Source organism: Oryzihumus leptocrescens (assembly GCF_006716205.1).
Lineage (GTDB): Bacteria > Actinomycetota > Actinomycetes > Actinomycetales > Dermatophilaceae > Oryzihumus > Oryzihumus leptocrescens.
In genome coordinates this window covers 111,857-138,123 of record NZ_VFOQ01000003.1, presented here as the reverse complement: position 1 = coordinate 138,123, position 26,267 = coordinate 111,857, and the positions used below count along the sequence as shown (strand labels likewise).

26 protein-coding genes and 1 riboswitch are annotated in these 26,267 nt (G+C 73.9%); of the genes, 11 read left to right on the top strand and 15 right to left on the bottom strand.

The genetic code is table 11. The annotated features are described in order from the left end of the window. Positions 1-20: 20 nt before the first annotated feature. Positions 21-797 carry an SDR family NAD(P)-dependent oxidoreductase gene (locus FB474_RS20090; RefSeq protein ID WP_141790644.1) on the bottom strand — a complete coding sequence of 259 codons (777 nt, stop codon included), beginning with the start codon at positions 795-797 and terminating at the stop codon, positions 21-23. A gap of 37 nt (positions 798-834) precedes the next feature. On the opposite strand from FB474_RS20090, the gene FB474_RS20085 reads away from it, so the two are divergent. Genes FB474_RS20085 through FB474_RS20075 form a run of 3 tightly spaced genes read left to right on the top strand, consistent with a single transcriptional unit; the run spans position 835 to position 3,904 of the window. Next, on the top strand, positions 835-1,629 hold the full coding sequence (locus FB474_RS20085; protein ID WP_141790643.1) for an exodeoxyribonuclease III: 795 nt from the start codon (positions 835-837) through the stop codon (positions 1,627-1,629). Beyond that, entirely contained in the window at positions 1,626-3,113 is a 1,488-nt protein-coding gene (locus tag FB474_RS20080) for a flavin-containing monooxygenase (protein WP_221632713.1), read from the top strand. Before FB474_RS20085 ends, FB474_RS20080 begins: the two co-directional genes overlap by 4 nt. Continuing rightward, complete coding sequence (locus tag FB474_RS20075; protein WP_141790642.1) at positions 3,110-3,904, top strand: SDR family NAD(P)-dependent oxidoreductase; 795 nt, start codon at positions 3,110-3,112, stop codon at positions 3,902-3,904. The genes FB474_RS20080 and FB474_RS20075 overlap by 4 nt, the downstream gene beginning before the upstream one ends. Before the next feature lie 197 nt (positions 3,905-4,101). Here the strand turns inward: FB474_RS20075 and FB474_RS20070 are convergent, their stop codons facing one another. After that, positions 4,102-5,529 (bottom strand): FAD-binding oxidoreductase, encoded by a 1,428-nt coding sequence (locus tag FB474_RS20070; RefSeq protein ID WP_141790641.1) that lies wholly within the window; start codon positions 5,527-5,529, stop codon positions 4,102-4,104. Between the two features lie 138 nt (positions 5,530-5,667). After that, positions 5,668-5,763: riboswitch (TPP riboswitch) on the top strand. Here FB474_RS20070 and thiM point away from each other — a divergent pair. The 4 genes from thiM to FB474_RS20050 all read left to right on the top strand — a co-directional run bounded on the left by thiM (position 5,757) and on the right by FB474_RS20050 (position 8,541). After that, positions 5,757-6,578, top strand: coding sequence for a hydroxyethylthiazole kinase (thiM, locus tag FB474_RS20065; RefSeq protein WP_141790640.1), 822 nt, complete (start codon positions 5,757-5,759; stop codon positions 6,576-6,578). (Overlaps the previous riboswitch by 7 nt.) Positions 6,579-6,581: 3 nt before the next feature. Further along, positions 6,582-7,229 (top strand): thiamine phosphate synthase, encoded by a 648-nt coding sequence (gene thiE / locus FB474_RS20060; protein ID WP_141790639.1) that lies wholly within the window; start codon positions 6,582-6,584, stop codon positions 7,227-7,229. Then, positions 7,226-8,035, top strand: coding sequence for a bifunctional hydroxymethylpyrimidine kinase/phosphomethylpyrimidine kinase (thiD, locus tag FB474_RS20055; protein ID WP_141790638.1), 810 nt, complete (start codon positions 7,226-7,228; stop codon positions 8,033-8,035). The genes thiE and thiD overlap by 4 nt, the downstream gene beginning before the upstream one ends. Positions 8,036-8,136: 101 nt before the next feature. Further along, a complete protein-coding gene (locus FB474_RS20050) occupies positions 8,137-8,541 on the top strand; it encodes a hypothetical protein (protein WP_221632712.1) in 405 nt (134 codons plus the stop codon). Positions 8,542-8,544: 3 nt separating this feature from the next. Here FB474_RS20050 and FB474_RS20045 read toward each other — a convergent pair whose 3' ends face one another. The 3 genes from FB474_RS20045 to clpB form a co-directional block, all read right to left on the bottom strand. Beyond that, positions 8,545-10,218 carry an MFS transporter gene (locus FB474_RS20045; RefSeq protein WP_141790637.1) on the bottom strand — a complete coding sequence of 558 codons (1,674 nt, stop codon included), beginning with the start codon at positions 10,216-10,218 and terminating at the stop codon, positions 8,545-8,547. Further along, positions 10,187-10,879, bottom strand: coding sequence for an LppX_LprAFG lipoprotein (locus FB474_RS20040; RefSeq protein WP_141790636.1), 693 nt, complete (start codon positions 10,877-10,879; stop codon positions 10,187-10,189). Before FB474_RS20040 ends, FB474_RS20045 begins: the two co-directional genes overlap by 32 nt. A gap of 115 nt (positions 10,880-10,994) precedes the next feature. Then, positions 10,995-13,550, bottom strand: a complete 2,556-nt coding sequence (gene clpB / locus FB474_RS20035) for an ATP-dependent chaperone ClpB (RefSeq protein ID WP_141790635.1) — start codon at positions 13,548-13,550, stop codon at positions 10,995-10,997. Between the two features lie 198 nt (positions 13,551-13,748). Between clpB and FB474_RS20030 the strand changes: the two genes are divergently transcribed. Both FB474_RS20030 and FB474_RS20025 read left to right on the top strand, forming a co-directional pair. Further along, the gene (locus FB474_RS20030) at positions 13,749-14,969 is read left to right on the top strand and encodes an HNH endonuclease signature motif containing protein (RefSeq protein WP_185746292.1); all 1,221 of its coding nucleotides are present in this window, start codon (positions 13,749-13,751) and stop codon (positions 14,967-14,969) included. Between the two features lie 61 nt (positions 14,970-15,030). Then, complete coding sequence (locus FB474_RS20025) at positions 15,031-15,360, top strand: DMT family transporter (RefSeq protein ID WP_141790633.1); 330 nt, start codon at positions 15,031-15,033, stop codon at positions 15,358-15,360. A gap of 18 nt (positions 15,361-15,378) precedes the next feature. Here FB474_RS20025 and FB474_RS20020 read toward each other — a convergent pair whose 3' ends face one another. After that, entirely contained in the window at positions 15,379-15,864 is a 486-nt protein-coding gene (locus FB474_RS20020; protein ID WP_141790632.1) for a DUF3592 domain-containing protein, read from the bottom strand. Between the two features lie 103 nt (positions 15,865-15,967). Here FB474_RS20020 and uppS point away from each other — a divergent pair, with 103 nt between their 5' ends. After that, positions 15,968-16,741 (top strand): polyprenyl diphosphate synthase, encoded by a 774-nt coding sequence (gene uppS, locus FB474_RS20015; protein WP_141790706.1) that lies wholly within the window; start codon positions 15,968-15,970, stop codon positions 16,739-16,741. Then, positions 16,738-17,271 (top strand): O-acetyl-ADP-ribose deacetylase, encoded by a 534-nt coding sequence (locus FB474_RS20010; protein WP_141790631.1) that lies wholly within the window; start codon positions 16,738-16,740, stop codon positions 17,269-17,271. The genes uppS and FB474_RS20010 overlap by 4 nt, the downstream gene beginning before the upstream one ends. On the opposite strand, the gene FB474_RS20005 is transcribed toward FB474_RS20010, so the two are convergent. The 9 genes from FB474_RS20005 to FB474_RS19965 form a co-directional block, all read right to left on the bottom strand. Next, positions 17,241-17,798 carry a VanZ family protein gene (locus FB474_RS20005; RefSeq protein WP_185746291.1) on the bottom strand — a complete coding sequence of 186 codons (558 nt, stop codon included), beginning with the start codon at positions 17,796-17,798 and terminating at the stop codon, positions 17,241-17,243. The genes FB474_RS20010 and FB474_RS20005 overlap by 31 nt on opposite strands. 52 nt (positions 17,799-17,850) lie before the next feature. Then, on the bottom strand, positions 17,851-18,111 hold the full coding sequence (locus tag FB474_RS20000; RefSeq protein ID WP_141790629.1) for a hypothetical protein: 261 nt from the start codon (positions 18,109-18,111) through the stop codon (positions 17,851-17,853). 28 nt (positions 18,112-18,139) lie between these two features. After that, the gene (locus FB474_RS19995) at positions 18,140-18,583 is read right to left on the bottom strand and encodes a heat shock protein transcriptional repressor HspR (RefSeq protein ID WP_141790705.1); all 444 of its coding nucleotides are present in this window, start codon (positions 18,581-18,583) and stop codon (positions 18,140-18,142) included. A 13-nt stretch (positions 18,584-18,596) separates the two neighbouring features. Next, positions 18,597-19,625: a DnaJ C-terminal domain-containing protein gene (locus FB474_RS19990; RefSeq protein ID WP_141790628.1), complete on the bottom strand. Its 1,029-nt coding sequence runs from the start codon at positions 19,623-19,625 to the stop codon at positions 18,597-18,599. Between the two features lie 29 nt (positions 19,626-19,654). Next, positions 19,655-20,248 (bottom strand): nucleotide exchange factor GrpE, encoded by a 594-nt coding sequence (locus FB474_RS19985; RefSeq protein WP_141790627.1) that lies wholly within the window; start codon positions 20,246-20,248, stop codon positions 19,655-19,657. Then, the gene (gene dnaK, locus FB474_RS19980) at positions 20,248-22,149 is read right to left on the bottom strand and encodes a molecular chaperone DnaK (RefSeq protein WP_141790626.1); all 1,902 of its coding nucleotides are present in this window, start codon (positions 22,147-22,149) and stop codon (positions 20,248-20,250) included. The genes FB474_RS19985 and dnaK overlap by 1 nt, the downstream gene beginning before the upstream one ends. A 219-nt stretch (positions 22,150-22,368) precedes the next feature. Beyond that, positions 22,369-23,064 carry an HAD family hydrolase gene (locus tag FB474_RS19975; protein WP_141790625.1) on the bottom strand — a complete coding sequence of 232 codons (696 nt, stop codon included), beginning with the start codon at positions 23,062-23,064 and terminating at the stop codon, positions 22,369-22,371. A gap of 81 nt (positions 23,065-23,145) precedes the next feature. After that, a complete protein-coding gene (locus FB474_RS19970; protein WP_141790624.1) occupies positions 23,146-25,602 on the bottom strand; it encodes an ATP-binding cassette domain-containing protein in 2,457 nt (818 codons plus the stop codon). Next, entirely contained in the window at positions 25,583-26,239 is a 657-nt protein-coding gene (locus FB474_RS19965; protein ID WP_141790623.1) for an ECF transporter S component, read from the bottom strand. The genes FB474_RS19970 and FB474_RS19965 overlap by 20 nt, the downstream gene beginning before the upstream one ends. Between the last annotated feature and the right edge of the window lie 28 nt (positions 26,240-26,267).

Here is a 26,267-nt window from a genome sequence, read left to right as displayed (position 1 = left end):
TGACGTGCCCGGCATACCGCTCAGCGGCCGTGGCGGCGCCGGGAGGCGACGCCACCCGAGGCGCGGCGGACCAGGCTGCGCGGCAGGGTGCGCGTCAACGCGGCGATGAGCTTGTACTGCGGCCCGGGGACCGAGATGACCTTGCCGGCCTTGACGTCGTCGAGGCAGTCACGCACCAGGCGGTCGGCCTCCAGCCACATGACCTTGGGCAGGCGGGACATGTCGAGCGAGGCCCGCTGGTGGAACTCGGTGTGGGTGAACCCCGGGCACAGCGCGGTGACCGTGACACCGGTACCGGCGAGCTCGTTCGCCAGCGCCTCGGAGAAGGTCGTCACCCAGGCCTTGGCCGCCGAGTAGCTGCCCATCGCGACGAACCCGGCCACCGAGGAGACGTTGATGATGGCGCCGCGGCCCCGGTCCCGCATGGCCAGCGCGGCGGCGTGGGAGAGGACCATCACCGCCCGGCACAGGACGTCCAGTGCCCGCTCCTCGTCGGCGACGTCGCCCTGGAGGAAGCTGCGCGAGAGGCCGAAGCCGGCGTTGTTGACCAGCAGGTCGACGGGGCGGCCGGGCTCGGACAGGCGCTCGGCCACCTTCTGCACCTGGAGCCGGTCGGACAGGTCGGCGGCGAGGATCTCGCAGTGCACCTGGTACTTCGCCTCGAGCTCGTCGGAGACGTTCTCCAGGCGGGCCCGGTCGCGCGCCACCAGCACGAGGTCGTGGCCCCGCTCGGCGAGCTCACGGCAGAAGGCCAGGCCGATGCCTGCGGTCGCTCCGGTGACGAGTGCGGTAGCCATGGCGGGAAGCCTAGGGCCCCCTCCTAAGGTGGACCACGTGCGAATCGCTACGTGGAACGTCAACTCCATCCGCTCACGGATCGACCGGGTCGAGGCCTGGCTCCAGCGCAGCGACTGCGACGTGCTCGCCCTGCAGGAGACCAAGGCGACCGACGAGCAGTTCCCCTTCGAGCGGCTGCGTGCCCTCGGCTACGAGGTGGCCCACCACGGGCTGAACCAGTGGAACGGCGTGGCGGTCCTGTCACGGGTGGGCCTCGAGGACGTCCAGGTCGGCTTCGAGAACATGCCGATGTGGGGCGACCCGCTCGGCGCGGAGGCCCGCGCCCTCGGCGCCACCTGCGGCGGGGTCCGGATCTGGTCCCTCTACGTCCCCAACGGCCGGTCGCTGGAGGACCCGCACCTGGCCTACAAGCTGGACTGGCTGGCGCACCTGCGCGACGCGGCCGCCAAGTGGCTGGCCGACAACCCGTCCGCGCAGGTCGCCCTCGTCGGCGACTGGAACATCGCGCCGCAGGACGAGGACGTCTGGGACATGGAGTTCTTCGCCGACAAGACGCACGTCTCCCCGCCCGAGCGCGCCGCCTTCTCGGCGATCGTCGAGGCCGGCTACACCGACGTGGTCCGCCCGCACGCCCCCGGGCCGGGCGTCTACACCTACTGGGACTACCAGCAGCTGCGGTTCCCCAAGCGCCAGGGCATGCGGATCGACTTCGTGCTCGGCTCGCCCGCGCTCACCGCCCGCGTCGAGGGCGCCTCGATCGACCGCGAGGAGCGCAAGGGCAAGGGCGCCAGCGACCACGCCCCCGTCATCGTGGACCTGGCCAACCTGTGACCGAACGCCCCACGCGGGTCCGCGCCGACTACGAGGCCGTCGTCGTCGGCAGCGGCTTCGCCGGGATCGCCATGGCGATCGCCCTGAAGCGCCAGGGCATCCACGACTTCGTCGTGCTCGAGAAGGGCGAGGACCTCGGCGGCACCTGGCGGGACAACACCTACCCCGGGTGCGCCTGCGACGTCCCGTCCCACCTGTACTCGTACTCGTTCGAGCTCAAGGCGGACTGGTCCCGCGCGTACGCCTCGGCCCCGGAGATCCTCGACTACGCCCGGCACTGCTGCACGAAGTACGGCATCGACCCCCACCTGCGCTTCGGCTCGCGGCTGGACGTCGCGCGATACGAGGCGGATTCCGGGCTCTGGCGGCTGACGGTGCGCACGCCCACGGGCATCGTGCAGGCACGGTGCCGCACCCTCGTCATGGCCGTCGGCGCGCTGCACGAACCGGCCCGTCCCCAGATCGCCGGACTCGACGACTTCGGCGGCCGGGTCATCCACACCGCCGCCTGGGACCACTCGGTGGCGTTGCAGGGCAAGCGAATCGGCGTCATCGGCACCGGTGCCAGCGCGATCCAGGTGGTGCCGCAGGTGGCGCCCGCGGCGGAGCAGCTGACCGTGTTCCAGCGGACGCCGCCGTGGGTCCTGCCCAAGGAGGACCCGGAGTACTCCCCGGCCGCGCAGCGGCGGTTCGCGCGCTGGCCCTGGCTGGCCCGGCTCAAGCGCGCGGCGATCTACTGGACCAACGAGGCGCGGGTGGTCGGCTTCGCCAGCCACCCGAAGGCGATGAAGGTCGCCGAGCGTATGGCGCGCCGCCACCTGCGCGGGCAGGTCGCCGACCCGGGGCTGCGCGAGAGGCTCACCCCCGACTACACGATCGGGTGCAAGCGCATCCTGGTCTCCAGCGACTACTACCCGGCGCTGCAGCGCGACAACGTGCAGCTCGAGACCACCGGGATCGAGCACGTCGAGAACGGCGCCGTGATCACCACCGACGGCCGGCGGCACGAGCTCGACGTGCTGGTGCTCGCGACCGGCTTCGAGGTCATCGGCACCTACCAGCACCTCGAGGTCGTCGGCCGCGACGGGCGCAACCTGGGCCACGAGTGGGCCAAGGCCCCGGAGGCCTACCTCGGCACGGCGGTCGAGGGCTTCCCCAACCTGTTCACCCTGGTCGGCCCGAATTCCGGGCTCGGCCACACCTCGATGCTCATCATGATCGAGGCCCAGACCGAGCTGGTGCTGCGCGCGATGGCCGAGCGGGACCGTCGCGGGGCGCGGGCGGTCGAGGTCGAGCCGGCGGCGCAGGAGGCGTTCAACCAGGAGGTGCTGCAGCGCAGCGCCTCCGCGGTATGGCTGACCGGCTGCCGCAGCTGGTACCTCGACGACTCCGGCGTCAACCGGGCCCTGTGGCCGTGGTCGACCGTGGCCTACCGGCGCCGGACCGCCCGGTTCCGGCCCGGGCACTACCGTTTCGACGCATGAGCCAGCAGCGCGTCGTCCTCATCAGCGGCGGGGCGAGCGGCATCGGCGCCGCCCTCGCCACGGCCCACTCCCGCCTCGGTGACACCGTCGTCGTCGCGGACGTCCACCCGCGCGATCCCGAGCACGTGCACCTGGACGTGACCGACCGGCAGGCGTTCGCGCGGGTCGCGCGGCGCGTCGTGGAGGAGCACGGCCGGATCGACGTGTTCTACAACAACGCCGGCATCGCCACCGGGGGCCTCGTCGAGGAGCTCTCCCCCGAGCACTGGGACCGCACCATCGACGTCAACCTGCGCGGCGTCGTGCACGGCATTGAGGCCGTCTACCCCCTCATGCGGGCCCAGCGCAGCGGCCACATCGTCAACACCGCCTCCCTCGCCGGGCTGCTTCCCGCGCCGGTCATGGCTCCCTACACCGCGACGAAGCACGCGGTCGTGGCCCTGTCCCAGGCGCTGCGCATGGAGGCCCGCGCGCACGGGGTGAAGGTGACCGCCGTGTGCCCCGGCTTCGTCGACACCCCGCTGCTGCAGGCGGTCAACCGCGACGTGCCCGCGACCGGCGTCAACGGGGAGGCCCCCGCCCTGGTCGAACGGCTCCGCCCGCACCTGCTCCCGGCCGAGGAGCTCGCCCGCATCGTCGTGGAAGCGCTGCCCAAGAACCCCGCGCTCGTCGTGGCCCCGCGCCAGGCGCGGCTCGCCGCCTGGGCGCAGCGGTTCGCACCCGGCCTGGTCCGCCTGGCCACCGCCCGCGAGCTGCGCCGCTACCGCAGGGCCGCCCGCCGCGCCCGGTGAGGGGCGCGGCATACGCGCGAGGTCAGGGCGACGTGAAGATGGCCGCGAAGAACACGATGAGGATGAACACCGCCAACGTGGCGAGCAACCCCATCAGCGCGCCGATCAGCACCTTGTCCATCAGGCGCCTCCTCTGTTGCGAACGGGCTCCCTGAGGTCCCCCTCCGGGGCCACGCTGCCCGCGGCACCTCCGCAGGTCAGGCCAGCGTGACAGCCGCCTGGGCGGCCGGCGTCGGCCGAATGTTGGCGTTGTGGTGGAACACGTTGTCCGGGTCCCACCGGGCCTTGATGGCAGCCAGCCGGGCGTACTTCGCCTCGCCGTAGCTGGCCCTGACCCGCGCCTCGTCCTCGTCGGCGATGAAGTTGACGTAGCTGCCGACACCCTGCGCCCAGGGCTGCAGCGCCGTCCAGAACCGCTGGACCCAGTCCCGGTCGACCGCGAGCATCCCGGCGTCCTCGGCGACGGCGGCGATATTGAGAGCCCACAGGTTGCGGCGGGAGCCGCTGAACGCGGTGGCCTCGTCCGGCACGTCGGCGAACGCCCCGCCCAGGGCGAAGATCGGCATGAAGCTCAGGGGCGACGTCTTGCGCGGCAGGAAGTCCAGCACCACGTCGATGACCGGGTCGGACAGCTCCTCCAGCCAGAGCGCCTTCTCGTAGCCCTTGATCCGCCACGGCGCGCTGTCGTCGAACATCTGCTGCAGCGCGGAGTACGGCATCGAGGTCACCAGCTCGAATGCCGGGGCCAGCTCCTGGATCGGCGCCACCACCTCGGCGTGCTCGTGCGGAGCACCCCAGCCGATCACGCCCACGACGAACGCCGTCGTCCCCTGGCGCTCCACCGGCACGAACGGCGCCGGCGGCGCGGTCAGCCCGCCGATGAACGCGCCGTACTCCCGTGGCAGGGCCGGGATGACGCGGGCCGCGGCACGCAGCGGCTCGCGCGCGTCCTGCGGCGCCCAGAAGAACAACCCGACGTTGGCCAGCTGGTCGACCTCGTGGAGCGCGAACTCGAACGAGGTCACCACCCCGAAGTTGCCGCCGCCGCCGCGCAGCGCCCAGAACAGGTCCGGCTCGGAGTCGGCCGAGGCGGTCACGGTGCGGCCGTCGGCGGTGACCACCTGCGCGGACACCAGGCTGTCGCAGGTCAGGCCGCACCGCCGGGTCAGCCAGCCCATGCCGCCGCCGAGGGTCAGGCCGCCGACGCCGGTGTGGCTGACGAAGCCACCGGTGACCGCCAGGCCGTGGGCGGCCGCCGCGGCGTCGAGGTCGGACCATCGTGCCCCGCCGCCGACCCGCGCGCGACGTGCCCTCGGGTCGACGTCGACCCGGTCGAGCGGGCCGAGGTCGAGCATCAGCCCGCCCTCGGAGACCGCGTGCCCGGCGAAGCTGTGCCCACCCCCGCGCACGGTCAGGTCGAGCCGGTGCTCGCGGGCGAAGGCGATGACCGTGGCGACGTCGCGGGCGCTGATCGCCTCGACGACGAGCGCGGGACGCCGGTGGACGTCGCCGTTCCAGACCGCCTTCTCCAGCGCGTCGTCGAACTCCTCGTCCCCTTCCTGGAGCACCGTCCCCCCGACGCTGGTGCGCAGGTCGGTCAGGGCGCGGTCGTCGACGGGGTGCATGGCAGACCTCCAGGGTCGGGTTCGCGACGGGGTGCGGGCGACTGCCCTCGCCCCTGCCCTTCCGCCCTATGCCCCGCCCCGCCGGGTGTCATCGGGCAAAGGGGCGAGGTGGGCGTACCAAGGTGCTCGGCTAGAGTCGCCGGCGACGCGGGGTGCCGGTCCGCACCGGCTGAGAACACACCCGTTGAACCTGATCTAGCTCGCACTAGCGAAGGGACGTCACCGTCATGGTCGCGACCACGCCCGTCTCCCCCGTCACCGCCGCCGCCGTCGGCGACGCCCTCGCCACCCTGCGCGAGCGCTCGCCCCTGGTGCAGTGCCTGACCAACATCGTCGTCGCCCAGTGGACGGCCAACCTGCTCCTGGCCACCGGCGCCGCCCCGGCCATGGTCGACAACCCCGAGGAGTCGGGAGTCTTCGCCGGGGTGGCCAGTGGCGTGCTTGTCAACGTCGGCACGCCCTACGGCGAGACCGCCGCGGCGATGGAGCAGGCGGTCGCCGCCGCCGGCCGCGCCGGGACCCCGTGGGTGCTGGACCCGGTCGCGGTGGGCCCCCTGCTGGGGTGGCGCACCGGTATCGCGCTGCGCCTGCTCTCCGTCGCGGCCCCGGCCGTGGTCCGCGGCAACGCCTCGGAGGTCATGGCCCTCGCCGGCGGCGCCGGGGGCAAGGGCGTGGACAGCCTGGACACCCCCGAGGCGGCGCTCGACGCGGCCCGCGCCCTGGCCGGCAGCCACGGCACCGTGGTCGCCGTCAGCGGGCCGGTGGACCACCTCACCGACGGTGAGCGCCTGGTCACCGTCGCCAACGGGCACGAGTGGCTGACGCGCGTCACCGGGGTCGGCTGCGCCCTCGGGGCGCTCATGGCCGCGTTCGCCGGGTGCGTGGAGGACCCGCTGCTCGCGGCGACCGCGGCCACCGCGACGCTGACCGTCGCCGCCGACGAGGCCGCCGCGCGCACCGCCGGACCGGGGTCCTTCGCGGTGGCGCTGCTGGACGAGCTGGCCGCGCTGACCCCCGAGGCGCTCACCGAGCGGGTCCGGCTGGGCTGACCGATGACCCGCCCGCCGCTGGACCTGTCGCTCTACCTGGTCACCGACACCCGCCTGTGCGGGACCCTGGGGGTGCCGGCCACCGTGTCCGCCGCCGTCGCGGCCGGGGTGAGCGTGGTGCAGCTGCGCGACCCCGCGGCCGGCGACGCGGAGCTGGTCACCCTGGGCCGGGCCGTCGCCCGGGCGCTGGCGGGCACCGGCGTGCCCCTGGTCGTCAACGACGCGGTGCACCTGGTCGAGGCGATCGGGGCGCAGGGCGCCCACGTCGGGCAGGGCGACACGGACCCCCGTGAGGCACGGGCGCGACTGGGCCACGCGGCATACCTGGGGCTGTCCGTGCAGACCACGGACCACGTCGAGGCCGCGCGCGGCGCGGACGTCGACTACCTCGGCGTCGGGCCGGTGTTCGCCCAGACGACCAAGCCCGACGGCGCCGAGCCGGGCGGGCTGGAGCGGCTCGCCCGGATCGTGACCCTCAGCCCGGTGCCGTGCGTGGCGATCGGCGGGATCGGCCTCGAGCAGGCGGCGCAGGTCCGGGCGACCGACGCGGCGGGCATCGCCGTCGTCAGCGCCATCTGCGGCCAGCAGGACGTGGCCTCGGCGACCCGGGCCCTGCGCGCGGCGTGGGACAACGCGGGAGCGCGGGCGTGACCCGGCCGCCGGTCGCCCTGACCATCGCCGGCAGCGACCCCTCCGGCGGGGCGGGCGTGCAGGCCGACCTCAAGACGTTCTCGGCGCTGGGGGCCTATGGCACCGCGGTGCTGACCGCCCTGACCGCGCAGAGCACGACCGGGGTGACCGGGGTGCACGTGGTGCCGACGGCGTTCGTCACCGAGCAGCTGGAGACGCTCGTCGCCGACGTGCGCGTCGACGCGGTCAAGATCGGGATGCTGGCGACCGCCGAGCTGGCCGGCGCGGTGGCCGACTTCCTGCGCGCCCACCCCTGCCCGGTCGTCGTCCTCGACCCGGTGATGGTCGCGACCAGCGGGGACCGGCTGCTGGCCGATGACGCGGTCGAGGCCCTGCGCGCCCTGCTTCCGCTGGCCTCCGTGGTGACCCCGAACCTGCCGGAGGCCGCCGGGCTGCTCGGGGTGGCCGAGGCCGCGGACGAGGCGGAGATGCTGGACCAGGCGCAGGCGCTGCGGGCCCTCGGCGCGCCGCGGGTCCTGCTCAAGGGCGGCCACCGAGCCGGGAGCGGGTCCGCCTCCGACGTGCTCGCCGGGCCCGAGGGAGCGACCTGGCTGCGCGCGCCGTGGGTCAGCACGACGAACACGCACGGCACCGGCTGCTCCCTGTCCTCCGCGCTGGCGGCGCTGCGACCGCAGCGGGAGACCTGGGTGGACACGGCCCGGGACGCCAAGGACTGGCTGACCGGGGCGCTGGCGGCCGCCGACACCCTCGAGGTCGGGCACGGCCACGGGCCGGTTCACCACTTCCACCGGCTCTGGGACCGCTGAGGACCCCGGGACCTCCGGACCTGTCCGGATGCCCCCGACGCGGGCAGGCTCGGGCCGCGGGCCGGCGGTGAAGCGGGCCCCGGCCAGGAGAGGTGGGGACCATGAAGCTGGACGAGCTGATGACCTCGGCGCGTGACGCGATCACGGTGCGGCGCGTCTTCGCCGAACCGTACGAGAAGAACGGCGTCACCATCATCGCCGCGGCCACGGTCACCGGCGGCGGTGGCGGCGGCACCGGGCACGACCAGAACGGTGGCGAGGGCGAGGGCGGGGGTTTCGGCGTGAGCGGCCGGCCGGCCGGGGCCTACATCATCCGCGACGACGACGTCGTGTGGCGCCCGGCCGTGGACGTCAACCGGCTCGTGCCGGTGGTCGGCGCGGTGCTCATCGCGTGGCTGCTCACCCGGGCCCGGATCAAGCGCACCCGGATGCGCACGTTCGAGCACATGGCCGAGCAGCACCACAAGGTCGACCGCCACAAGGCCGCGCACCACAAGGCCGCCTGACCCTCACGAGGTCGCGCGGGCCGCGGCGGCCGGCTCGGGCGTGTCGTGCACCCGCTCGGGCCGTATGCCGAGCCACAGGGCCGCGACCGCGGCCGCGCCGGCGGCGATCCCCCCGCCGAGCAGCACGGACTGCACCTGGACCACGCCGGCCCGCGCGAGCGCCGCGGTGTCGGTCGGGTCGGGCAGGGCGCTGACCGCGGCCGAGAAGCGGTGCAGGCCGATCGCAGTCAGCACCGCCAGCCCGACGACCATCCCGGTCATCCGGGCGACCACGACGAGGGCGCTGGCGACCCCGGCGTCGCCCACCGGTGCGTCAGCCAGCGCCGCGGCGTTGACCGGCGCGATGGCCAGGCCCAGGCCCAGGCCGGCCGCGACGAGGACCGCGGTCGCGCCGATGCCGTCCAGCGCCGCCGGCACCCAGCCGGACATGAGCACCAGGGCGACCGCGGCCAGGGCCAGCCCCCCGGCGGCGACGACGGCGCCGCCGGTGTGCCGCAGGGCGCGCCCCCCGACGAGCGCGCCCACCGGCACGGCGACGAGGAACCGCAGCAGCACCAGGGCCGCGCCGGTCTGGGACCGGTCCCCGAGCCGGGCGAGCACCGGGACGTCCACGACGACGGCCACGAGCGCGGCGCCGACCAGGACGCTGACCAGCAGGGCGACCGGCACCCGCCCGCGGAGCACGCCGCGGGCGATGAGCGGGACCGCGGCGGTGCGGTGCCGCCAGGCGTGGCCGGCGACGGCCACGAGGGCCAGCGGCAGGAGCACCCGCCCCCAGGGCCCGACGACCTCGCGGGTCGGGTCGGCCGAGGCGAAGGCCAGCACCACCGACCCCAGCGCGACCGCCAGGCACACCGCACCGGGCACGTCGGCCCGGCGCAGCACCGAGCTCCAGGACCGGACGGTCACCGCGGCGAGGACCAGGAGCAGCACGCCGGTCGCGACCCCGATCGGGGTCGCGAGGCGGGAGGTGCCCGTGAAGGGGACGAACGGGATACCGGTGGTCACGCCGGTGACCAGGCGCTCGGGCGCGGTGAGGGTGAGCAGGCCCAGCGCGGTGGCGAGGACAGCAACGACCAGCGGCACCACACGCGGGCGTCCGGGAGCCCCCGCCCGCCACAGCCCTGCCGCCAGCAGCAGCCCGGCCACGACGTTGAGCCAGAAGATGGCCCGCCAGTCGGCGAGCGCGAGCACGGCCGCGCCCAGCAGCGGTCCGAGCACGCTGCCGAGCTCCTGCACCGCGCCCACCACCCCCAGCGGGGTGCCGCGGCGGCCGGGGGGCCACAGGTCGGCGACCAGCGCCAGCGTGGCGGGCACCAGGCCCCCGCCGCCGATGCCCTGCAGGACGCGCCCGCCGACCAGCACCGGCAGCTCGACCGCGGTGGCGGTGACCACCGAGCCGACGACGAACACGGCCAGGCACGCGAGCAGGATGCGCTGCCGCGGGAGCAGGTCGGCGAGGCGCCCGATGAGCGGCAGCACGGCGATGTAGCCGAGCAGGAAGCCGGACACGATGGGCGTGGCCTGCTGCAGCGCGTCGACGCCCAGCCCGACGCCGGACATCATGTCCGGCAGCGCGACCACGACGACGTAGGTGTCGGCGGCCGCCAGCGCCACCGCGGTGGACGCCAGCGCCAGCAGCGCCCTAGGGCCGGGAGATCTCAACGGGCGCGCCATAGCGGTCGAGGGTCAGCGTGTAGGTCGAGCGGGCACCGCTGAAGAACGGGCCGGTGAGGCTGATCGTGCGCAGCTGCCCACCCGGGTCGGTGATGCCGTACGTCGCGTCGAAGGTGCCGTTCGCGTCGCCGCTGCCGAGCAGGGAGACGACGTCCTTGCCGGGGATGGTGCCCTTGACCGTCTGCAGCACCTCGCTGCCCTGGCGCTTCTTCTCGCCCAGGGTGGGGTTCTGCGTCGCGGTCAGCAGGGTGGACAGCCCCTGGTCGGCGGAGAACAGCGTGGCCGGGTCGGGGGCGTTGTACTGCTTGGGGTCCACCGGCGCGAACGTCGTGGTGAACGGCAGCTTGAGGTAGAGCTGGCCCCCGGTCGCGACCACGTCGACCTTGGCCTGGATCCCGGAGATGCGGGCGTCGAGGGTGCCCTTGAACGCCGGGGCATGGGTGCCGACACCATCGGCCCCGATCACGCCGCCGGCGCTGCCGGGGATGCCGGACGAGCGCAGCACCAGGTGCAGCGAGCGCGCGGCGTCGACCGTCTTCTTGGCCGCGGCCAGCTGCTGGGCCGGAGTCTGCTTGGTGGCCGTGTCGCTGCCGCCGCTGCACCCGGTCAGCGCCAGGCCGAGGGTGAGGGCGGCCACCAGGGCCCGCGCGTGCCGTCGCATGCGGCTCACGCTACCTGTGGCCGCCCTGACGGACCGGGGACCGGGTCCCGACGCACGGGTGGCGGCGCGGGCCGCCCGCGCCGCCACCCGGCATGCGTCCTGGTTCCCTGCGGGATCAGCGCAGGATGAGCCCGTCCTGCTCCCCGTCGCGGTCGACGACCACGGTCTGGCCGTCGCGGACCTCGCCGGCGAGCAGCGCCCGGGCCAGGCGGTCGCCGATCTGGGTCTGCACCAGCCGGCGCAGGGGGCGGGCGCCGTAGGCCGGGTCGTAGCCGGTGATGGCCAGCCACTCCTTGGCCGCGTCGGTGACCTCGAGGGCGATCCGGCGGTCGGACAGGCGTCGGGCGAGGGCCGCGACCTGCAGGTCGACGATCCGGCTCAGCTCCTCGGTCGAGAGCGGGTCGAACACGACGACCTCGTCGAGCCGGTTGAGGAACTCCGGCTTGAACGACGTGCGCACCGCGCTCATCACCGCCTCGTGCTTGACGTCCTGCGGCAGCGTCGGGGCGATGAGGAACTGCGAGCCGAGGTTGGAGGTCATGACCAGGATGACGTTGCGGAAGTCGACGGTGCGGCCCTGGCCGTCGGTGAGCCGGCCGTCGTCGAGGACCTGCAGCAGGATGTCGAAGGTCTCCGGGTGGGCCTTCTCCACCTCGTCGAGCAGGACCACCGAGTAGGGCCGGCGGCGCACCGCCTCGGTCAGCTGACCGCCCTCCTCGTAGCCGACGTAGCCGGGCGGGGCACCGATGAGGCGGGCGACCGAGTGCCGCTCGGAGTACTCGCTCATGTCGATGCGGACCATGGCCCGCTCGTCGTCGAAGAGGAAGTCGGCCAGGGACTTGGCCAGCTCGGTCTTGCCGACGCCGGTCGGGCCGAGGAAGAGGAAGGAGCCGGTGGGCCGGTCGGGGTCGGAGATGCCGGCGCGGCTGCGGCGCACCGCGTCGCTGACCGCGCGCACGGCCGTGCCCTGGCCGATCAGCCGCCGGCCGAGGAACTCCTCCATGCGCAGCAGCTTCTCGGTCTCGCCCTCGAGCAGCCGGCCGGCGGGGATGCCGGTCCAGGCGCTGATGACGTCGGCGATGTCATCAGCGCCAACTCGATTCTTCACCATCGGCTCCGCAGGCTCACCCTTCCCTCCCTCTTCGGCGGAAGCGATCTCGCGGTTGAGCGCAGGAATTTCTCCATGCTCCAAGCGACCGTAGGTATCCCAGTCACCCTCGCGCTCCGCAAGCCGCTTCTGGGTGTTGAGCTCGTCCAGGCGCCGCTTGAGCTCGCCCACTCGGTTGATGCCCGACTTCTCTTGCGCCCACCGGGCCTCAAGGGCTGCGAGCAGCTCGGCTCCGTCGGCGAGGTCTTTGCGGATGCGTTCCAGCCGCGCCTGCGAAGCAGCATCAGATTCCTTCGCTAGATGGGTTTCCTCGCTACGAAGTCGATTAACTGTGCGTCGGAGTTGGTCCACTTCCACGGGACTCGAGTCCAGTTCCATCCTGAGCCGCGCCGCAGCCTCGTCGACGAGGTCGATCGCCTTGTCGGGCAGCTGCCGTCCGGTGATGTAGCGATCCGAGAGGCTGGCCGCCGCGACGAGTGCGGAGTCCTCGATCGTTACCTCGTGGTGCGCCTCGTAGCGCTCCTTGAGCCCGCGCAGGATCGCGATGGTGTCCTCGACGCTGGGCTCGCCGACGAAGACCTGCTGGAACCGGCGCTCAAGGGCGGGGTCCTTCTCGATGTGCTCGCGGTACTCGTCCAGCGTCGTCGCGCCGACCATGCGCAGCTCGCCGCGCGCAAGCAGCGGCTTGAGCATGTTGCCGGCGTCCATGGACCCCTCGCCGGTGGCGCCGGCACCGACGACGGTGTGCAGCTCGTCGATGAACGTGATGACCTGGCCATCGGAGGAGCGGATCTCCTCCAGGACGGCCTTGAGCCGCTCCTCGAACTCGCCGCGGTACTTCGCGCCGGCGACCATGGCGGCCAGGTCGAGGGCGACCAGGCGCTTGCCCTTGAGCGACCCGGGCACGTCGCCGTCGACGACCCGCTGGGCCAGGCCCTCGACGACAGCGGTCTTGCCGACGCCGGGCTCGCCGATGAGGACGGGGTTGTTCTTGGTGCGGCGCGAGAGCACCTGCACGACGCGGCGGATCTCGGCGTCGCGGCCGATCACCGGGTCGAGCTTGCCGTCGCGGGCCGCCGCGGTGAGGTCCGTGCCGTACTTGGCCAGTGCGTCATACGTCGCCTCGGGGTCCGGCGTGGTGATGCGCGCGCCGCCGCGCAGCTTGGGGATCTCCGCGGCGATGGCCGCGCCGTCGAGGCCGAACTCACCGGTCTGGGCGATGGCGAGCAGCAGGTGGTCGGCGGACACGAACGAGTCGCCCATCGACTCCGTCTGCTTGCGGGCGTTCTCGAGCACGGCGAGGCTGGCGCGGGACAGGCGCGGGGCGCTGAGGCTGGAGCCGCTCACCGAGGGCAGGGTCTTGAGGTTGCGCTCGGCGGCCGCTGCGGCGGCCTGGAGGGAGGACCCGGTCGCGTCGAGCAGCGGGCCGGTGGTGGTGTCGGTCTGCCGGGTCAGCGCCAGCAGCAGGTGGGCGGGCTCCACGTGCGGGTGACCGGCCGCGTCGGCGTCTCGGGCCGCGGCGGAGAAGGCCTCCTGGGCCTTGATGGTGAGCTGCAGGTCCATGGTGGTCGGGCTCCTCGGGAACGTGTGGGACGTCACCTGTGCAACAGCAGGCAAAGTTGAGTGTATTCCGCTCAACTTCAGTTCGCGGGTGGTTACGTTCTACCGCCTGTCGGGGCGTGCCGCCCAGAGTCGTTGGTCGTCGACCGGAGAGCCGGCGGGACGGCAGGTCCTGTCGGTGGTCGAATGTATGTTCGAACCATGCAGGGGGATCTCGCGGTGCAGGCCGGTGACCCTGTCACGGGTGCGCTGGCCGATGCCCTGGGCTGCCTGGACCAGGCCGTGACCGAGGACACCTGGCGGGTGCCGCAGCGCGGGCTCGGCCAGGCCCTGGAGCAGCTCGACGCGCTGCGCCGGGGCATCGAACGGCTGACCCTGGCCGTCGTCGCCGACGCCGACCAGCGCGGCAGCGCCACCACCGCAGGCGCCTCGTCCCTGACCGACTGGGTGGCCGGGCACAGCCCCAGCCTGCACGTCCGGGACGCGCACCAGCTGGTCACCGTGGCCACCGCCTGCGCCCAGCCGTGCCACGGGCCGCTGGCCGAGGCCGTGCGCTCGGGGTTGCTGCCGGCCCGCAAGGCCGCCCGGGTCCTCTCGGCCCTGGCCCAGGTCCGCCCCTTCGTGGACGCGGAGGACTACCAGGCCGACCAGCACATCCTCATCCCCCTGGCCGCCACCGGCACCGACCGCGAGCTGACCCTGGCCACCCGGCACCTCATCGCCTGCGCCGCCCCCGACCGCGACACCGCGGCCCTGGCCGCCGCCCAACGCCAGTCCCGGGCCCTGCTGGAGCGACCCGGCGCCGGCGGGGTCACCGAGTTCACCTGGCGCCTGGACCCCGAGGGCGCCGCCTTCGTCCACGCCGCCATCTCCGCCCTGGGCGCACCCGCCCCCGACGGCGACGCGCCGGACACCCGCTCCCCCGCCCAGCGCCGCAGCGACGCGCTGATGAGCGTGCTCCAGCGCGGCATCGCCTCCGCCGACGGGGTGCCCGTGAGCGCCAAGACCAAGGTCGTGGTCACCCTCCCCTTCGACCGGCTGCTCGGCCAGGTCCGCGGACTCGCCCCGACCCTGACCGACGACCAGCTCACCCCCGCCTGCGTGCGCCGCCTCGCCTGCGAGGCCGACCTCCTCCCCATGGTCCTCGGCACGGCCGGCGAGCCGCTCGACCTGGGCCACACCACCCGCCTGGCCACCCCGGCCCAGCGAATGGCGCTCTGGCAGCGCGACCGCGGCTGCACCTACCCCGGCTGCTCCATCCCGCCCACCTGGTGCGAGGCCCACCACGTCATCCACTGGTGCGACGGCGGACCCACCGACCTGACCAACCTCGCCCTGCTCTGCGGCCGACACCACACCGTGGTGCACGAGCGAGGCCTGACCGCGACCGTCACCGCGTCCGGGGTCACCTGGCACACCTAGCGGCCTCGCCCCGCGACCCGCCCGAGCCGGCGGGCCGCCGGCGCATGTCACCATCGGAGACGTGCCCTATGTCCTGCTCGGCCTCGCCATCGCCTTCGAGGTGTGCGCCACTCTCGCCCTACGCGGTTCGGAAGGCTTCACCAAGGTCGGGCCCTCGGTCATCGTCGTCGTGGGCTACCTGCTCTCCTTCGGCCTCATGGCCAAGGCGCTGACCTCCCTCAACGTCGGCCCGGTCTACGCGATCTGGTCGGCCCTGGGCACCATCGGCGCGTTCGTCGGCGGCGTGGTGCTCTTCGACGAGCCGGTCCGGCCGGTGACCGTCGCCGGGATCGTGCTGGTCGTCATCGGCGTGGTGGTGATGCAGCTCGGCGGCGGCGTCAGCCGCGCCTGAGACCCACCGGGCCGGGGCTCACCAGCCGGTCGCGGGTCCCCCGCCCGAGCGCAGGAGGAGCGCTCCGACGACGGCGAGGAGCAGGCCGACGAGGGCCACCGCGCCACACACCATCAGGCCGATGCGCAGCCCCGCCAGCCGGCCGGAGTTGATCATCCCCTCGCCGGGGTCCTTCGGGTTCACGAGGACCGCGACCGTCGTGCCCTCCAGCAGCAGCGCCTCGTCGTTGATGGAGAAGCCGCTGGTGAAGTGCCGATGGATCCCCTCAGGGTCGACGTACTCCACCCGCGGCAGCGGACCCGCCTTGCCGTCCACGACCCCGACGACCCGCCCGGTGGCCGGCACCCAGCGCAGGCGGCGCGCGAGCGAGACCCCGATCCCGAGCAGGCCGAGCCCGCCGAAGCAGGCCCCGAAGGCCACGAACGCCAAGCCGGCCGCGTGGGGGTCGGAGCCGTGCCGCCGGGCGGCCAGGCCGGACACCACAGTCGCCAAGGTCAGCTGCATGGGCGGTTCCCCCCGTCCGGCTGGTGGCTGTCAGTCGGCGCGAGCGTAGCTGCTGAACCCCACGCCGGGGTGGGATCTGGGTAGCGTGCCTCCCGTGACGAGGATGCGAGACCTCCGGGACGGTTCGCGGCTGCGGCGGGCGCACCGACAGCTCCACGGGGCCACTCGCCCGGCCCACGTGGGGCTGGTCATGGACGGCAACCGGCGGTGGGCGCGGGCTGCCGGCTACAGCAACCCCAGCCTGGGCCACCGGGTCGGCGCCGAGCGCGTCGAGGACGCGCTGCGGTGGTGCGAGGAGTGGGGCATCGAGCAGCTGACGATCTATGTCCTGTCGGCTGACAACATCCGGCGCCGCGCCGGCGAACAGGTTGACTACCTCATGGGCCTGATCGAGACGGTGATCACCGAGAAGGTGCTGGGTGGCTCGGGCACCTGGCAGCTTCACGTCGCCGGAGACGAGCGCCTGCTGCCGGAGTCCACGGCTGCCGCACTGCGGGAGGCGATGTCGAGGACGCAGGGTCGCCCGCGCCACCTGACCCTGGCCATCGGCTACGACGGCCGGGGCGACGTCGTCGCAGGCGTGCGCGCTGCCCTGCTGGAGTGTCTGGCCGCTGGCCCTGAGGGCGTGGGCCTCGAGGAGGTGGCCTCCCGCTTCGACGCCGACCTGATCACCCGGAACCTGGGCGGCGGCCCCGTCAAGGACATCGACCTCGTGATCCGGACCAGCGGCGAGCAGCGGCTCTCCGGCTTCTTCCCTTGGCAGAGCACCCACGCCGAGATCTACGTCAGCCCGAAGATGTGGCCGGCCTTCACGGGCGCCGACTTCGCCGAGGCCCTCGTGCACTACGCCCGCCGAAACGAGCGGAGGACGGCGTGACCCGGCGCACAGGTGCGCCGCGGATCGAGGCGGTCGAGGGTGACATCACCGCCCAGGCCCTCGACGCGATCGTCAACGCGGCCAACAGCTCCCTGCTCGGTGGCGGGGGCGTCGACGGCGCGATCCACGCCGCGGCCGGACCCGCCCTCCTGGCCGAGTGCCGGGAGGTGCGGCGCACGGCATACCCGCAGGGCCTGCCGGTCGGCGCCGCGGTGGCGACCGCCGCCGGGGACCTGCCGGCCCGTTGGGTGATCCACACCGTCGGGCCGAACCGTCATGCCGGTCAGACCGACCCGGCGCTGCTGGCCGCCTGCTTCACGTCCTCGCTGGCCGAGGCCGCCCGCATCGGGGCGGCGTCGGTCGCCTTCCCGGCCGTGAGCGCGGGCGTCTACGGCTGGGACGCCGACGAGGTCGCCGGTATCGCGGTCGAGGCGGTCCGCGGCGCGGCCCACCACGAGGGGCTGGAGCTCGTGCGGTTCGTGCTGTTCGGCGCGCGGACCTACGCGGCGTTCACCCGCGCCCTGAGCTGACGGCGGACCTTCCGGACCGCCCACACCGGCACGGCGACCGCCAGGCCGATGACCAGCCCGATGGCCAGGCCCATCCAGTTGTCCACCACGTCGGTGCCGTCACAGGCGCGGTTCAACGAGCGGAAGGTGTACTGCACCACCTCGATGAAGATCGGCAGCAGGGCCACCATCACGGCAACGCGTGCAGCGGCGCGACGGTGGAAGACGAAGACCAGCGCGCCGAGCGGGATGAACAGCAGCACGTTGAGCAGGCGCTGGTCGTCGTGGAGGGCACCCCACGGGCTCAGGTGCGGCAGGACGGCGCAGACGCGCTGCCCGTGCCGCTCGATCTGGATCGCGCCCAGCCGCTGCGGGGCCAGGGTGGCGAGGAGCACCATGCCGGTCCACAGGGTCAGGACGGCGGAGAGCAGGCTGCGGGCGGGACTGGCGCGATGCCGCACGACGAGGAAGACGACCCCGGCGAGGAGCAGCACGACCAGCATGCCCGGCGGGAGGAGGGCGGGGACGCGGTAGCCGAGGATGTGCACCCGCGGATCGTAGGCGACCCCGACAAATCGGGCGCTACCCGTCTTGCGCGGGTCAGGCGCCGCGCCCGAACGGGTCGGGGTCGTACCAGCCCTCGTGCACCTCGGCCAGGGCCTGCAGCCGGGACCTGGTGCGGGCCGGGTCGGCGCCGTCGACGTCGCGGACGTAGACCGCCCAGTCATGGTCCTCGGCGTCGTCCTCTCCGGCGAGCGCCTCGCGGACGACCCGCACCTCGGCGAAGCCCTCCAGCGCCAGCTCGTCGGCGAGCTCCTCGGCGACCTCGCGCTCGGGCAGGACCAGCAGGTGCTCGGTCACCCTGAGGTCACCGACCGGTCGTCGACCGTCACCGGCCGGGCCGCCACACGACGAGCGCCTGGGAGCCGTTGGAGCTGCGCATCGGCCGCTGCCCGGGGCGCACGGCCACGACCTCGCCGGCCCGGCCGACGGCGAACACCCGGCCGCTGAGGCCGACCGCGTCGCGCATCGCCTGCAGCTCCTCGGTCAGCTCCCCGACCCGGGAGCGCAGGGCCCGCACCTGGTTCTCCAGCTCGAGGATGCGCTGGATGCCGGCGAGGCTGACGCCCTCCTCCTGGGAGAGCCGCTGCACCTCGCGCAGCAGGGCGATGTCGCGGGCGGAGTAGCGCCGCCCGCCGCCGCGGGTGCGCGACGGCGAGACGATGCCGAGCCGGTCGTACTGCCGCAGGGTCTGCGCGTGCATGCCGGCGAGCTGGGCCGCGACGGAGATGACGAAGACCGGTGCCTCGTCGTCGGGGGCGAACCCGCCCATCCCGGCGGTCACGTCAGTCCCGTCGCGCGCGCTCGAACAGCTCGGCGCGCGGGTCGTGTCCGGCATCCTCCTCGCGCAGGGCCTCCACGGCCCGGCGCGCCTCGTCGGACAGCTTCTGGGGTACGACGACGCTCACCTTCGCGAGCAGGTCGCCGTGGTGGTCCTTGCGCTTGACCCCGCGGCCCTTGACCCGCAGGACGCGCCCGCTCGGGGTGCCGGGCGCGATACGGACCTTGACCGTCTCGCCGGACAGGGTGGGGACCGCGACGGTCGCCCCCAGGGCGGCCTCGGCGAAGGTGACCGGCAGCTCGACGGTGAGGTTGTCGCCGTCCCGGCCGAAGACCGGGTGCGGCTGGACGTGGACGGTCAGCAGCAGGTCGCCGGCCGGGGCGCCCTGGTCGCCGGGACTGCCCTTGCCGCGCAGCCGGATCTGCTGGCCGTCCTTGACACCCGGCGGGATGCGCGTGGTGATGCGCCCACCGTCGCCGGTCGAGAGGGTGATGGTGTCGCCCTCGACCGCCTGCCGGAAGCCCAGCGTGGTGCGGGCGGTGACGTCGGTGCCGGGACGCGGGCCGGCCGGCGCCCCGAAGCGGGAGCCGAAGCCGGGCTGGCCGCGGAAGCCGCCGGCCCCGCCGCCGCCACCGAACATGCCGCCGAGGATGTCCTCGAGGTCGGGCTCAGCGCCGCGGGTGCGTCCGCCGGTGCTGAAGCGGACGTTGCCGCCCTGGCCGAAGAGGTTGCCGAAGAGGTCCTCGAACCCGGCGCCGCCCCCGCCCGGCCCGCCGGCGGTGAACCGGGGGCCGCCATGGCTCATCGAGCGGATCGCGTCGTACTGCTTGCGCTCCTCGGGGTCGGAGAGGACCGCGTAGGCCTCCCCGATCTCCTTGAAGCGCTTCTCGGCCGCCTCGTCCCCGGGGTTCTGGTCGGGGTGCAAGGTGCGGGCGAGCTTGCGGTAGGCCTTCTTGATGGCTGCCGCGTCGGCGTCGGCAGGGACGCCGAGGATCGCGTAGAAGTCCTTCTCGAACCAGTCCTGGCTTGCCATCGGCGTCCCTCCCTTCGTCGGTCTGTCGGTTACTGCGGGTCGGCGACGGCCACGCGTGCGGCGCGCACGACCCGGTCGCCGGAACGGTACCCGGGCTGGAGCACCTGGACGACCGTGGTGACCTCGGTGCCCGGCGCCAGCTCGGCCTGGGTGTGCATCAGGGCCTCGTGCAGGTTCGGGTCGAACGCCTCGCCGGGCTCGCCGAAGCGCTCCACGCCGAACCGGGACAGGGTGGCCTCGAGCTTGTCGGCGATGGCCGCGAACGGCCCGCTCTCGAGGTCGCCGTGCTGGCGGGCGAGGTGGATGTCGTCGAGCACCGGCAGCAGCGCCTCGATCACCGAGGCGACGGCCTGCTCGCGCACCACGTCACGGTCGCGGTCGACGCGCCGCTTGTAGTTGACGTACTCGGCCTGCAGGCGCTGCAGGTCGAGCAGCCGCTCGGCCGCCAGGGTCGTGTCGGGGTGCACGTCCGCCTCCTCGACCGGCGGGGCCTCCGAGCCGGCAGGCTCGGTCGCGGCCTCGGCGGCCTCCGCCCCGGCGGCCGGGGTGGCGTCCACGGGGCCCCCGCCCGCGGGGCCGGACTGCTCCGGCCCCGCGGCGGTGGTGTTGTCGTGCTCCGACATCACTTCTTGCTCTCGGTCTCGTCGTCCACGACCTCGGCGTCGATGACGTCCTCGTCAGCGGCGGCGTGCGCGTGCTGGCCGTCGGCGGAACCCGCGCCGGCCCCGGCGGAACCGGCACCCTCGCCCTCGGCCTGCGCCGCGGCATACATCGCGGTGCCGAGCTTCTGGGACTCCTCGGACAGCTTCGCGGTCTTGGCCGAGATGTCCTCCGGCGTGGCGCCGGAGCCGTCCTTGAGGGCGTCCTTGAGGTCGGCCAGCGCGGCGTCGACGTCACCGCGGCCGTCGGCCGGGATCTTGTCGCCGCTGTCGGCCAGGAACTTCTCGGTGGAGTAGACCAGCTGCTCCGCGGTGTTGCGGGCCTCGGCCTCCTCGCGCCGCTTGTGGTCCTCGGCGGCGTGCGCCTCGGCGTCCTTGACCATGCGCTCGATCTCCTCCTTGGGCAGCGCGCTGCCGCCGGAGATCGTCATCGACTGCTCCTTGCCGGTGCCGCGGTCCTTGGCGGAGACGTGCACGATGCCGTTGGCGTCGATGTCGAAGGTGACCTCGATCTGCGGCACGCCGCGCGGGGCGGGGGCGATGCCGGTCAGCTCGAAGGTGCCCAGCGGCTTGTTGTGCTGGGCGATCTCGCGCTCACCCTGGAAGACCTGGATCAGCACGCTCGGCTGGTTGTCGTCGGCGGTGCTGAAGACCTCGGAGCGCTTGGTCGGGATGGCCGTGTTGCGCTCGATGAGCTTGGTCATCAGGCCGCCCTTGGTCTCGATGCCCAGGGACAGCGGGGTGACGTCGATGAGCAGGACGTCCTTGCGCTCACCCTTGAGGACACCGGCCTGCAGGCTGGCGCCGACGGCCACGACCTCGTCGGGGTTGACGCCCTTGTTGGGCTGCTTGCCGCCGGTCAGCTCGGTGACGACCTGGGAGACGGCGGGCATGCGGGTCGAGCCACCGACGAGCACGACGTGGTCGATCTGGCTGACCGAGATGCCGGCATCCTTGATGACCTGGTGGAACGGGGCCTTGGTGCGCTCGAGCAGGTCGGCGGTCAGCTTCTCGAACTGGGCGCGGGTCAGCGTCTCGTCGAGGTGGATCGGGCCGTTCTCGGTCATCGAGAGGTACTGCAGGCTGATGTTGGTGCTGCTCGAGGAGGAGAGCTCCTTCTTGGCCTGCTCGGCGGCGTCACGCAGACGCTGCATCGCGATGCGGTCGTTGGCCAGGTCGACGCCGGTGTTGTTCTTCACCGTGGTCAGCAGGTGCTTGACGATGCGCTCGTCCCAGTCGTCACCACCGAGGTGGTTGTCACCGTTGGTGGCGCGGACCTGGATGGTGGAGAAGCCGTCCTCGGGGTCCTTGCCGACCTCCAGGAGGGACACGTCGAAGGTGCCGCCACCGAGGTCGAAGACGAGGATGAGCTCGTCCTCCTTGCCCTTGTCGAGGCCGTAGGCCAGGGCGGCCGCAGTCGGCTCGTTGATGATGCGCAGGACGTTGAGGCCCGCGATCTCGCCGGCCTCCTTGGTGGCCTGGCGCTGGGCGTCGTCGAAGTACGCCGGGACGGTGATGACCGCGTCGGTGACGGGCTCGCCGAGGTAGGCCTCGGAGTCGCGCTTGAGCTTCTGCAGCACGCGGGCGCTGATCTCCTGGGCGGTGTACTGCTTGCCGTCGATGTCGGCGGACTTCCAGTCGGTGCCGATGTGGCGCTTGACCGAGCGGATGGTCCGGTCGACGTTGGTGACCGCCTGGCGCTTGGCGATCTCGCCGACGAGCACCTCGCCGTTCTTGGCGAACGCGACGACGCTCGGGGTGGTCCGGCCACCCTCGGCGTTCGCGATGATCGTGGGCTCACCGCCCTCGAGGACGGCGACAGCGGAGTTGGTGGTGCCGAGGTCGATGCCGACCGCACGAGCCATGGTGGTTCTCCTCTTCCTGAGGGTCGAGCTGATGCTGAACGGATGGTTCAAAGCCTTGAGTGCCTGACGCTCAATCTGCGAGGAAGCGCCCGCTCTTGTCAAACTCGCGCTCCGCAAACTTGCGTCCACTCGGCTCAACTTCGTGCGGCGAGCCAATGTTCCCGCGCCGGCATCCCGCATCGCGACCCCGACCCGCTGGGCGATGCCCCACACGCCCGCTCATCCGACCAGTGCCGCGATCACGTCGCCCAGCGCGTTCAGGGTCCGCACCTCGGCGTCGGGCCGGTGGTCCGGCGGGCGCGGGTCACCCTCCCGGTTCAGCCACACCCCGAGCCAGCCGGCCCCCTGAGCCCCGCCGACGTCGTTGACCAGGGAGTCTCCGACCATGACGAGCTGCTCCACGCCGGTCGGCACCCGGGCCGCGGCGAGGTCGAAGAGCCGGCGGTCGGGCTTCTCGACACCGTGGTCCTGGGAGAAGACCACGGTCGCGAACAGCCCGTCGAGGCCGACGCGGTCCGGGTAGCTGTTGCCGTTGGAGAGCAGGCCGACGTGGTGGTCGCGCCCCAGCCGGGTCAGCGCCGGGACGACGTCGTCGTAGAGGTCCACCTCGGCGAACCGGCGCGCGAGGTAGTAGGCGTTCAGGTGCTCGGCCAGGTCGTCGTCGCCGAGGCCCAGACGCCGCAGGCTGTGCCGGAACGCCTCCAGCCGCACAGCCTCGAGGTTGGTGACCGTCCCCCGGAGCCGGTCCGCCACCACGCCCCGGTCGCGGACCAGGTCCTCGACGCCGACGGCTTCTGTCACCTCGCCGGGGCGCAGGCGGCGCAGCTCCTCCAGCGTCGCGGCCAGGGTCCGCCGCATCAGCCCCTGGAAGTCCCACAGCGTCTGGTCACCGTCGAAGAAGATCGCCGCACGCACGCCGGGATCGTGCCATGCGGCACCCGCAGACGCCGGCGGGCTGTCAGCGCTGCCGGGGACGCCGGGTCACCGCACCGCTGGTCAGCCGAGCACCGACAGCAGCGCCGGTATGCCGGCCACGGCCAGTCCCAGCGCGGTCATCGCCGTGTCGGCCACCGTCCATGGCGCAGCCTCGGCCCACGTCCGGGCGCCACGGCGGGAGAAGCCGCGAGCCTCCATCGCCACGGCCATCCGCCCGGCCTGGCGCAGGGTCTGCACCAGCAGCGCGAAGGTGAGCGCGCTGACGTGCCGGGCGCGGGCGAGCGGGGAACGACCCGGGGCCAGGCCGCGGACCCGGTGGGTCCGGGCCAGCTGGTCCCACGTGCTGCCGAGGGCGTCGAACCGCTGCAGGGCGGCCACGGCGGCGATGACCGGCCGGGGCGGCAGGTGCGCGCGCTGGGCCAGGTGGTCGCCCAGGGCCGAGGGGTCGATGCGGGCGGCGAGCGCGACGCCGGGGAGCACGAAGAAGGCGACCCGAAGCCCCGCCGTGGCACCGGAGGTCCAGGAGTGGTCGACGCTGAGCAGCCAGTTGGAGAAGCCGACCGAGGCGACGGCGAGCAGCCCGGGGGCCAGGGAGCGCAGTGGGGTACGGGTGCGGCCCAGCACCAGCGGTGCCAGGGCCAGCTCGACGGCGAGGGCGATGACCGCGGTCCGCAGGTCGCGGATGAACGGGGCGCCGGCAAGGAGCAGGGCCGAGGCGAGCAGCGCCGACAGCGGGCCGCAGCGCCCGGCGAGCCCGCCCCAACGGCCGGGCTCCCGGAGAGCTCGGGCCCGTCCCGGTTGGCGCCGAGCTGGACGTTGCTGCCCCTTCGCGGCCGCTGAAGGGGCAGCAACGTCCCGCTCGGGGGTGTGCGCGTCCGGTCCGGGTGGCACGGCGGCAGCGGCTGGAACGGCGGCCTGGTTGGTTGCCGGAGCGACAGCCGGGGTGAGCCGCACCTCGCGGTCCGCGAGCGCGACCAGGTGCGGGTCGTGGGTGGCGACGACCACGCCCAGGCCGGCCGTCCGGGCGGCGAGCACCACGCCGGCCACCGCGGCCCAGGTGAGCCGGTCCTGGCCGACCGTCGGCTCGTCGAGCACGAGGACCGAGGGGCCGTGGGCGAGGGCGCCGGCCAGGGCGAGGCGGCGCATCTCCCCGCCGGAGAGGTGGTGCGGGTCGGCGCCCGCGACGTGGGTCAGCCCGAGGGTGTCCAGCAGGCCGTCGGCCCGGGCGGCGGCTGTGGTCTCGTCCTGCCCCAGGCGCCGGGCGGTCGCCAGCACGTCGTCACGGACCGTTCGCCCGACGACGGCGAGCTCGGCCTGCTGGGGCACCCAGCCGACCCGTGCCGCGAGGTCGGCCGATCCCCAGGTGGCGGGCTCCGGCCCCACGGCCGCCGCGCCGGCGGGGCCATCCTCGGTCCCGGAGGCCGGCCGCGCCGCACGCATCGGCGCGCCGGCGACCACCGACCCCGTCGTGGGCGCCTCCAGGCCGGCGAGCAGCCCGGTCAGCGTGGTCTTGCCCGCGCCGCTGGGCCCGGTCACGGCCACGACCTCACCCGGGCGCACGACGGCCGTGGCCTCCGCGAGCGCCAGGACGGGCCGGGCCGGTTGCTCGGGCACACCCAGTCCCGCGCGAGGCGCCCGGGTCACGGTGACCGACGAAGCCTCGACCAGCGCGTCCTCGACCGTCGGCGCCCCGCCGACGGGGGCACACAGTCCCGGGTCGACGGGCAGCGGTGCGGGCGCGCCCTCCCCGGGCACCCAGACCCCGCGAGCGAGCAGCGAGGTCGTCTCGGCGGCCAGCGTCGCCCGCACCGGGCCGTCGGCGCACTCCGCGCCGGAGCCGTCGAGCACGACGACGCGGTCGACCAGGTCCAGCCACGGCTCGACCTGGTGCTCGACCAGCACCAGGGTCGCGCCGGCACCGACCACGGCGTCCAGGACCGCCGCGCGCACCACGGCGGCCGACACCGGGTCGAGCATCGAGGTCGGCTCGTCCAGCAGCACCAGGCCGGGCCGCAGGGCGAGCACCCCGGCCAGGGCCAGTCGCTGGGCCTCCCCGCCGGAGAGGGCGCTGGTGGCCCGGTCCAGCCCGTGCGGGAACCCCACCGAATGCAGCGCCTCGGTGACCCGGGCCCAGATGGCGGGGCGCGGGTCACCGAGGTTCTCCGGGCCGAACGCCACGTCGCGCCCGACCCGGCCGGCCACCGAGGCGTCCGCGGGGTCCTGCACGAGCAGGCCCACCGCGGCACCGGCCGGCGGGGACCCGTCAACGAGCACCGAGCCGGTCAGGTCGCCGGACTCGGTCGTGGTCAGCACGCCGGCCAGGGCCCGCAGCAGCGTCGACTTGCCCGAGCCGCTCGGCCCGGCGAGCAGCACGCGCTCACCGGGCTCGAGGGCCAGGGACAGGTCGGCCAGCACCGGCTCGCGCCGGCCGAACGGTCGCCAGGTGAGCCGGTCGACCTCGACCCGCGAGCCTGAGGAGACCGGGGTGCCGAGACGGTCAGGAGAGGTGGTGCTCACGGACTTCCTGACCGGGCGGGAACGCGTTGAGCGCGCCGGAGCGGGCCAGGGCCCGGACCAGCGCCCAGCCGCCGAGACCGGCGACGAGCGCGCCGGAGACGACCCCGAAGAGCAGGTAGAGCACCTTCCAGGCCGGCGAGTAGTCGGGCACGTAGGACCACCACTCGTAGCCCACGATCTCCAGCACGGCCGCGAGCGCGCCGCCCAGGGCCGCGACGATCGGGCCGAAGCGGCGCCAGCGGACGGCCGCGAGCACGAGCTCGACGCCCAGGCCCTGGAGCAGGCCGGAGAGGAGCACGGCCACGCCCCACTTGTTGCCGAGGAACAGCTCGACGTTGGCCGCGACGAGCTCGGTGAACAGCGCGGCGCCGGGGCGACGCACGATGAGGCCGCCGACGACGGCCGGGACCAGCCAGACGCCGAGCGAGAGCTCACCGGCGGGCGGGAAGCCGGCCGTGGCGGTGCTGATGAGGGGGTAGACGACGGTGTCGAACCCCCAGAAGACGACGCCGAACGCCACCGCGAGCATCGCGGCGGTGAGCAGGTCGACGCCCCGCCAGGCCAGGAGCCGGCCCGAGGCGGGGATGGTGGTGCGGGCGGACGCGGCGGCGCCCACCGGGGTCTGGTGCGTGGTCATGTGTGGTGTTCCTTCTCCCGTGGTGTCC